Annotated in this window: 7 protein-coding genes and 1 pseudogene; all 8 read right to left on the minus strand. The window is 31.0% G+C overall.

Features of this window, described 5'->3' with window-relative positions:
* Positions 1 to 95 precede the first annotated feature (95 nt).
* Entirely contained in the window at positions 96 to 683 is a 588-nt protein-coding gene (locus BLW74_RS20475) for a hypothetical protein (protein ID WP_089696143.1), read from the minus strand.
* 268 nt (positions 684 to 951) lie between these two features.
* Entirely contained in the window at positions 952 to 1,377 is a 426-nt protein-coding gene (locus BLW74_RS20480; protein ID WP_089696146.1) for a hypothetical protein, read from the minus strand.
* An 809-nt stretch (positions 1,378 to 2,186) separates the two neighbouring features.
* A complete protein-coding gene (locus BLW74_RS20490; protein WP_185116375.1) occupies positions 2,187 to 2,549 on the minus strand; it encodes a hypothetical protein in 363 nt (120 codons plus the stop codon).
* Between the two features lie 179 nt (positions 2,550 to 2,728).
* The gene (locus tag BLW74_RS20495) at positions 2,729 to 3,175 is read right to left on the minus strand and encodes a DUF6896 domain-containing protein (protein ID WP_139265773.1); all 447 of its coding nucleotides are present in this window, start codon (positions 3,173 to 3,175) and stop codon (positions 2,729 to 2,731) included.
* Positions 3,159 to 4,115, minus strand: a complete 957-nt coding sequence (locus BLW74_RS20500; RefSeq protein ID WP_228424989.1) for an RHS repeat-associated core domain-containing protein — start codon at positions 4,113 to 4,115, stop codon at positions 3,159 to 3,161. The genes BLW74_RS20495 and BLW74_RS20500 overlap by 17 nt, the downstream gene beginning before the upstream one ends.
* Before the next feature lie 325 nt (positions 4,116 to 4,440).
* Positions 4,441 to 4,809: a hypothetical protein gene (locus BLW74_RS20505; RefSeq protein WP_139265774.1), complete on the minus strand. Its 369-nt coding sequence runs from the start codon at positions 4,807 to 4,809 to the stop codon at positions 4,441 to 4,443.
* Positions 4,810 to 5,509: 700 nt separating this feature from the next.
* Positions 5,510 to 6,055, minus strand: a pseudogene (locus tag BLW74_RS22730) (RHS repeat domain-containing protein); the annotation flags it as partial.
* A 459-nt stretch (positions 6,056 to 6,514) separates the two neighbouring features.
* Positions 6,515 to 7,609, minus strand: a 1,095-nt coding sequence (locus BLW74_RS20520; protein WP_139265775.1) for an RHS repeat domain-containing protein, incomplete at its 5' end; no start/stop codon positions are given.

A 7,609-nucleotide genomic window follows, 5' to 3' on the forward strand; every position in this document is an offset into this window, starting at 1 on the left:
CATGAGGCGTGTATTTATTCTACCTTGAAAACTCAGAGGGTAAGTTTATTTAATAAGCTCAAAGTCGGGAGACTTTGCGCAGCGGAGATTAATTATTATATTTTAATTGCTGATAATTTTTTATAAACTTCTTCTTTAGACATAACACTTTTGAAATTACTATCATTTTTAAATTTCAGCTGTATTTTTTTTATTTGTTCAATATTTACTCCATATAGGTTCTCTTCTAGTTCAATATAGTCAAATTCATTCATATATAGGCTTGCTATAATATTAGGAAAGTACTTAATACAATCTTTTTTGAATTTTAAGTCTACATTTTTATTATAAAATATTTCATCCATTAAATCAATTTCTAAATATTTGTGTGTAAACTCCATCAAAACATAGAAAGAAAAAGAATTAGTGAAATTTTCAATCAAAGTTATCATATCATTATAAGTTACATTTTCCCATAACTCTGGTAAGCATAATAATAACTGAACAGTATAAGTTTCATTTATCATTTCTAAATTATAAAAAATAAATTCTAAATGATTTACTGATAATATTTTCTCTAAATAATTATGAGCTAGTATATAAAATTTATCTATAGGATAGTATCTTAAATTTTCTGTTTTCCTATCATTAAATAAAGAATCTGATAACTCTTTTACCTGCGATGTAATATTAATTTTCTTCATTATTCACGTACAATTGTATCATTAAGTTTACATACATTTTTAATATTGTTTACTATGAAGCTTTTCTTATATTCTAAATAATGAATATACAATATATAAAAAAGTAAATAATACATATCGTACAAGTTTACATGATAATAATCTATATGAACACCCCTTGCAAATATGCAAGAGGTGTTATTTATTCTACCTTGAAAACCAGAGGGTAAGTTTATTTAATAAGCTCAAAGTTGTGAGACTTTGCGCAGCGGTTGCCCCATTTTTCAATCTAAATTGGTTTAGGAAAAATAAACAACTCTGATTCACAATTACACTTCATAATCGAATTAATATCCTGCATATTCATACATTTATTTCCAATTACATAATAATCTATAACTTTTCCATTCAGAAAAGAAATCACTATTATTAAATCATTAGAAAAAAGAGAAGTATTTCTGAAATATTTAATTAATAATCTATCCTGTGACTTATAAAATTTAATTTTAGAAGTTTGTACAAGTTTATCACTTTGCTTATATAAAAGATATTTATCATTTTTACTGTTTTTTTTCAAATATTTACTGATATATTTTGGAATTTTCTCTATTTCAACATATGTATTTGCATTTTCCTTACAAAAATGTAAATCATTGTGAACTTGGCCATTAAATGTATTAAAAATTAATACAAAAAATAAAAAAATCACTTTCATTTCTTTTTGAATTGAGTTACTGACCCCACTTTTATTGAAGGATTGGGTTGCTGATGGGTAGTTCTTATTGGTTCTCCTAATTTTTATGCCATCGGATTTTCATAAGTTTGTATTGTATTTTTTTCCTCACGATTATCCCCTCGCTACCGCACGAATCCTTTCGTGTGGTCGAAAAACTATAGACCAATACATTGAATTCCTAAAAACTTTTATCTTACATTTATATATTTAGCCTCGTACTATATTATCTATATAAGTACCACACGATACAATCGTGCGGGAGCGGGGGTAAGTTTATTTAATAAGCTCAATGCGCAACTGGGGTAGCGACTAGGGCTTTGTTGTTACTTCTCTGCAATAGGTAAGTGTTTAGGAGCAGGGATTATTAAGCAATTCAATGTATCAAGTATATAGTACTTTATTTCTTTTTTTTGTTCAAGAGTAAATTGTTTTTTATTAAACTTTATAATTGTATTCGATGGCTTATAGCAACTTAAATATTTATTTTTTTTATCGACATACAAAAAGATTGTGTCATTATCTAAAAGCTGACATCCAACAAAATTTATTGAAGTAGGAGATTCTTTACATTTTACAATCTCACACATATTTTTACTATTATCCGTAAATAAACTTATAACATATACAGCTCCTTTTTTAGCTGTTCTATCTCTTTGTAATTTGCCAATAATATTTTTATTTATAGTTATTGCATTAATACTCCTCTTTTCTTTACAAGAAAAAAAGATTAATGAAATTAATATCGAAATGAAAAATTTATAACACACACTCAAAATTATCTATGAACATTATCTGGTTTTTGATTTGGCAACATCAGGCATATAGTTTCTCCACTTAAAGCTATAAAAACCTGTTTCCTGGAATTCCTGTTCCTGGAATTTATAATTCTTATAAGTTCCTGATCCAAAAAATGCATTTCCAGTTTTCAGATGATTCATGCCAAATGGGTAATAGTCATTAGCATCTGTGATTTCAAGAGCACCTGCGCTGTTTCTTGCGAAACTGATCCTTGCATTTCCTAAATGGTCCTTGTGCTGGTAAATATAATGGTTTTTGATGATGAAAGAGCAAACACCACTGCCGCTGCAGTGGTGTTTTGTTTTGTTTTTATTAATGGACACGAGCGAGACGCTCGCACCAGCAGGAAACATTCCCTCTTGGTCATCAATAACGTGAAATGTAAAATTATTAGCTGGGCATTTGCTGTAATATCGCGCAATACTCCTTTTATCAATACTTATAAGTTTGCTTCTTAAATTTTAACATTTTTCACTTGCTGTTTGTTATAGAATGCGCTAGCGAAGAAAGGATGCGTGTAGCAGCAATCGAATTACAAACTTTGCAAAACTGTGAAATTTGTTTGGTAAATATTCCAATTAATTCCATCTATAATTAACCAGCTTACAATATTTGCAGTAATCAAATCGGATAAATCTTTCTTTAATATACTATCATCTATAATTATTTGCATATGATTAGTTTCAATAAAGTTTTTAAATTTCCAAAAAGAAAATTTGATATCATATTCATTTAAAGGAGCTTTGTCATATTCACAAATGATTCCATTTTTCTCTACTGTAAATCCTGAGCCATGGCATATATAGTTATATGTAGCAACAGTTCCCTTTTTATACTTTCGTTCAACCAGATAACTCCAAATATTTATATTTTTTGGAATATCATATTCTTTTTTTAACACACTCTCAAAATTTACTATGAAAACTAAATACTCTTCTAGTAATTTCTTCGTATTTATATCTTTATTTGAATAATCCACTATCAATTTGTTTTACTTTGTCTTTAAACATTTGCATTGCTTTTTGTCCTGTAACTTCAATAACTTCTAAAGTTTTATTTTCTTGTATTGCAGCCTGTATTCTATGATGCCCATCTAGTATATATCTTTCTCCATCTTTTAAATAAACAACAATTTTTTCACCATAAATACTGATATCTCCCTCTTTCATTAGTTTAGCTAGTTTTTGTACTTTCTCTGTACTTTGAGCAGCTATTTCCGTTGATTTAAAAGTCTCTAAACCTTCTTTACTTGCCAGTAAATATTTTAATTCTCCTGCACCACTAATATATTCCAATGGTCCTGCCCCCCCTATAGGCTTTACCATTGAGATTTTACCATCCCTAGCCACAAGATAAGTTACTCCCCCACTTTCCCATTCTCTATTATAAAAATGAGACCAAAATGTATTAATAGGAGGAAGAACTTGAGGCTGAGCATCGTGTTTTCTCTTTTCTTCTTTAAAAAAAGTAGCAATAGGATTTATAACATGTTTTTGTATCCAATTAGATTTTTTCCCAATTAAAGTTATTTCTCCAATTTCTGTTACTTTTTGGCTATTCCCTTTTTTACTAGGAGGATCTTCCTCTGTTAACCCAACAGGATCAACGAAATTAACTGGATTATTAAAGCTATATCTAAAAGGTGAAAGCTCCTGATATTTCTCCGCTAGTGGATCCACAACACCCCATCTTCCCAAATCTGGCATATAGAATCTAGCTCCATAATCATACATTCCACTTTCCTGAAGCTCCTTACAATTATACTTGTATTTATATGCAGAATTCCCTAATAAAACATTATATCCCTCATGCTTCAATCCAAAAGGATAATAATTACTTTCTTCAATGATCTCTGTGCCTGCTCCATTCTTAGCATAGCTTAACCTAACATTTCCAAGGTGATCGGTGTAATTGTACACTTATTTTCCGGTCTCAACATTAAAATATCCTTCTGAGGTTGGAAAGAATTTCAATGTAGAGTTTTCATACTGAAAGCCATCCAGATAATCTGTAGCTTTCGTGTCAAAGACCTTTTTTACTTTTACTCCATCTGCTTTGTAAATATAATCCGTTACTTTGGAGTTTGGGTGAATTTTCCTGGTAAATTTAGATAATTATATTGGATAGAAAATAATTAACAGAATCTTCTTTATAAACAACCCTTGCCATATTTGCAAGGGTTGCTATTTATTGGTAAGTTTATTTATAAACTTAAAGTCTGGAGACTTTGCTCAGCGGGGGATCTCATTTAAGTATCTTATCCCTTCTTGCTACCTCAAATAAATTATTCTTTATAATACTATCTCCTCTAAAAATATACTCTATGGAATCTCCTTTCTTTTTTGATATAGAATCTCCGATTTCATAAGGAGTTTCCATAATTTTTTCAGAGCCATTCGAGAATTTCACATATGGAAAATTATGCTCATTTTTATTAATGTATATTTCAATAACTTTTGTATGTCTGTTAATTTTTAAAAGTTGTTCTTTAGTCAGATCAGTTGAATTATAATTTAAATAAAAAACAGTAAAAAATACAATTAAACCGAATATTAAGCCAAAAATAAGTAATGGCTTTTTACTGGATTTATCTAATTCAAAATTATTGTCCATATACATGTGTTTTAGATTTAGTCCACATTAAGGGTAAAGCTTGTGCTGATCCTTTAGCAACACCTATACCAAATGTTCTATAACCACTACTAATTGTTTCAGAATTCTGCCCAAAACGAGAGGGGTTAAAGTTATCAACATTTCTATATCCATCATATTTATCGTTAAATGTTCCACCATATGACAAATTAAGAGGGCCATCACCACCAGAATAAGAAACACCTGTTCCTGCAAAGTCCGAATTAACAAATTTATGATTTGTATCTGTAGGAATTACAAGCCCCTTTTCAAGTCCAGCTGATGCTCCAAAACCAATATTCCCATTAAATGAAGAGAACCAATTCGTTTTTCCTTCACTATCAGTTACTTGTCCAAAACTAAAACCTATTCCACCTCCTATTGCATAATTTGCACTAAAACTCCAATAACTTCCTGTGTTAGGAGCTCCTGCCTCAAACTTTGTACCATCTGGTGTTGTTAATATTTCTCCTCTATTTGCAGTAGTACTGGGATAATTATAATCTGAAACTGTTCCGTCTGGATGTAAAGTAGCTCCTAGAACTTGACTTTCAGAACCTCCACGTGTTAAAACATCAACATCATTAGTTCCACTATTATCAATATAAGCGTATCCTTCATGTTGAGCATTGCCATCAAACCATTTATAATCTCCAGTTAAACTATTCTGATACCAATCTATTCCTTTTCTTCCGTCTGGATCAATAAACCTCAAAGGATTATTAAATGCATAATTATAAGGACTATGCCTAGTCATTTTCTCAGCTAACGGGTCTACAACACCCCATCTTCCAAGGTCAGCCATATACATCCTCGCTCCATAATCATACATCCCCGTTTCCTGAAGCTCCTTACCATTATACTTGTATTTATATGCAGAATTCCCTAATAAAATATTATATCCCTCATGCTTCAATCCAAAAGGATAGTAATTACTTTCTTCAATGATTTCTGTTCCTACCCCATTCTTAGCATAGCTTAGTCTAACATTTCCAAGATGATCCGTATAGTTGTACACATACTTTCCGGTTTCAACATTAAAATATCCTTCTGCCGTGGGGAAGAATTTCAATACAGAATCTGTATACTGAAAGCCATCCAGATAATCAGTTGTTTCTGTACCGAAAACCTTTTTCACCTTCACTCCATCTGCTCTGTAAATATAATCAGTTACTTTAGCATTTTGGATAACTTTTTTAGGTAAATTTAGATAAGTATATTGGATAGAAAATAATTAATAGAACCTTCTTTGTAAACAACCCTTGCCATAGTTGCAAGGGTTGTTATTTATTATACCTTGGAAACCAGAAATTAAGTTTATTTAATAAGCTCAAAGTCTGGAGACTTTGCGCAATGGGGGCCTTAAAAATAATCATTAAATTCTGTAATCATTAATTCAGGTTTATCAATTGAATACTTAACTTTAACACTGTCTCCTACATTGACTTTCTGAGACTCGAGAAAACCATCCGATTCTACATAGACATTTCCATTAACCTTATATTTAACCCATATATGATTTCCCTTTTGTACAGATTTCCTTGTTACAATCCCATTTATAATATTAAAATTTTTGTTTACATATTCAACTTCCCGTAATCTACTCTCTCGTAAATAATTATAAAACAAATATATACACAATAGTAAAATAGTTAAGATTCCAAAAATTTTTATTTTATCTCTCATATTAATTAATTCCAAAGAATGATTTTATTTTATCTGATATTGAGTTTTGAGCAGCTTTATTAACAACCGTTCCATATTGAGTTGCAGTTTTAGTAATTTTTGCTGCAGCAGTTTTTTTTCTTGCAAATTTAAGACTACTTGCTGCTTTAGACATACTTTGTTTTGCATTTAATGCTCTAGATCCATAGGTATTAGTTCCGTTTGCAGTTACTCTATTAAACGTATTCGTAGTTCTCGTTAAAATTGTTGCTGCCTTTGTTTCTGCTGTCGTAGCTTTTGTTAAAGCTTTGCTTGCTACTCCATTCAATTTTTTCCCTACAAATCCACCTATTTTTCCTGCTGCAAAATCCATAGCACCATCCACAACTGCTTTTCCAACAGTTTTTTTTCCATTGAAAATATTTTGATTTCCTTTATTAACATCCAAGTCTACAGCTGCTTTAGCTACTATAGATCCTCCTTCTATGGCAGCAGCAGCTCCGGCTCCAACTCCCGATCCAATTAATCCTCCTTTAAGAGTTTCAACTCCAACATCTGCCCAATCTACCTCGCTTAGAGATTTTCCAGATAACAATTGTCCTCCTAATTCCAATCCACCTCCGATTAAAGCTCCTCCTAGCGCTGTTAAACAGGTTGGACACCTTCCGTCGGGATCATTAAATCTAATAGGATCATTATAACCATAACCATAGGGATTTAAATTATTTACATTAAAAATACCGCCACCATTAGACAGTAAAATTCCTGCTGATATGTTCGATATTTCATCATCGTCATAATCCACATCATTTGGGTTAAAAGTAAAATCTAAATCCTTAATTAATGGATCCGATTGCATCCACCGACCCAAGTCAGGCATATATTGACGCCATCCATAGTCGTAAAATCCAGTCTCTTGGAGTTCCTTTCCGTTGTACTTATATTTATACGCTGAATTCCCTAATAAAACATTATACCCTTCATGTTTCAATCCAAACGGATAATAATTACTTTCTTCAATGATCTCTGTTCCTGCACCGTTCTTAGCATAACTTAATCTGATGTTTCCTAAATGATCAATATAGTTATAAACATACTTTCCGGTTTCAACATTAAA

The sequence above is a fragment of the Chryseobacterium culicis genome, from assembly GCF_900108365.1.
GTDB lineage: Bacteria > Bacteroidota > Bacteroidia > Flavobacteriales > Weeksellaceae > Chryseobacterium > Chryseobacterium culicis.

Coding starts and splice junctions, on each gene's coding strand:
- BLW74_RS20475 (WP_089696143.1), bottom strand. CDS start 683: ATGAAGAAAATTAATATTACATCGCAGGTAAAAGAGTTATCAGATTCT.
- BLW74_RS20480 (WP_089696146.1), bottom strand. CDS start 1,377: ATGAAAGTGATTTTTTTATTTTTTGTATTAATTTTTAATACATTTAAT.
- BLW74_RS20490 (WP_185116375.1), bottom strand. CDS start 2,549: ATGTTTCCTGCTGGTGCGAGCGTCTCGCTCGTGTCCATTAATAAAAAC.
- BLW74_RS20505 (WP_139265774.1), bottom strand. CDS start 4,809: ATGGACAATAATTTTGAATTAGATAAATCCAGTAAAAAGCCATTACTT.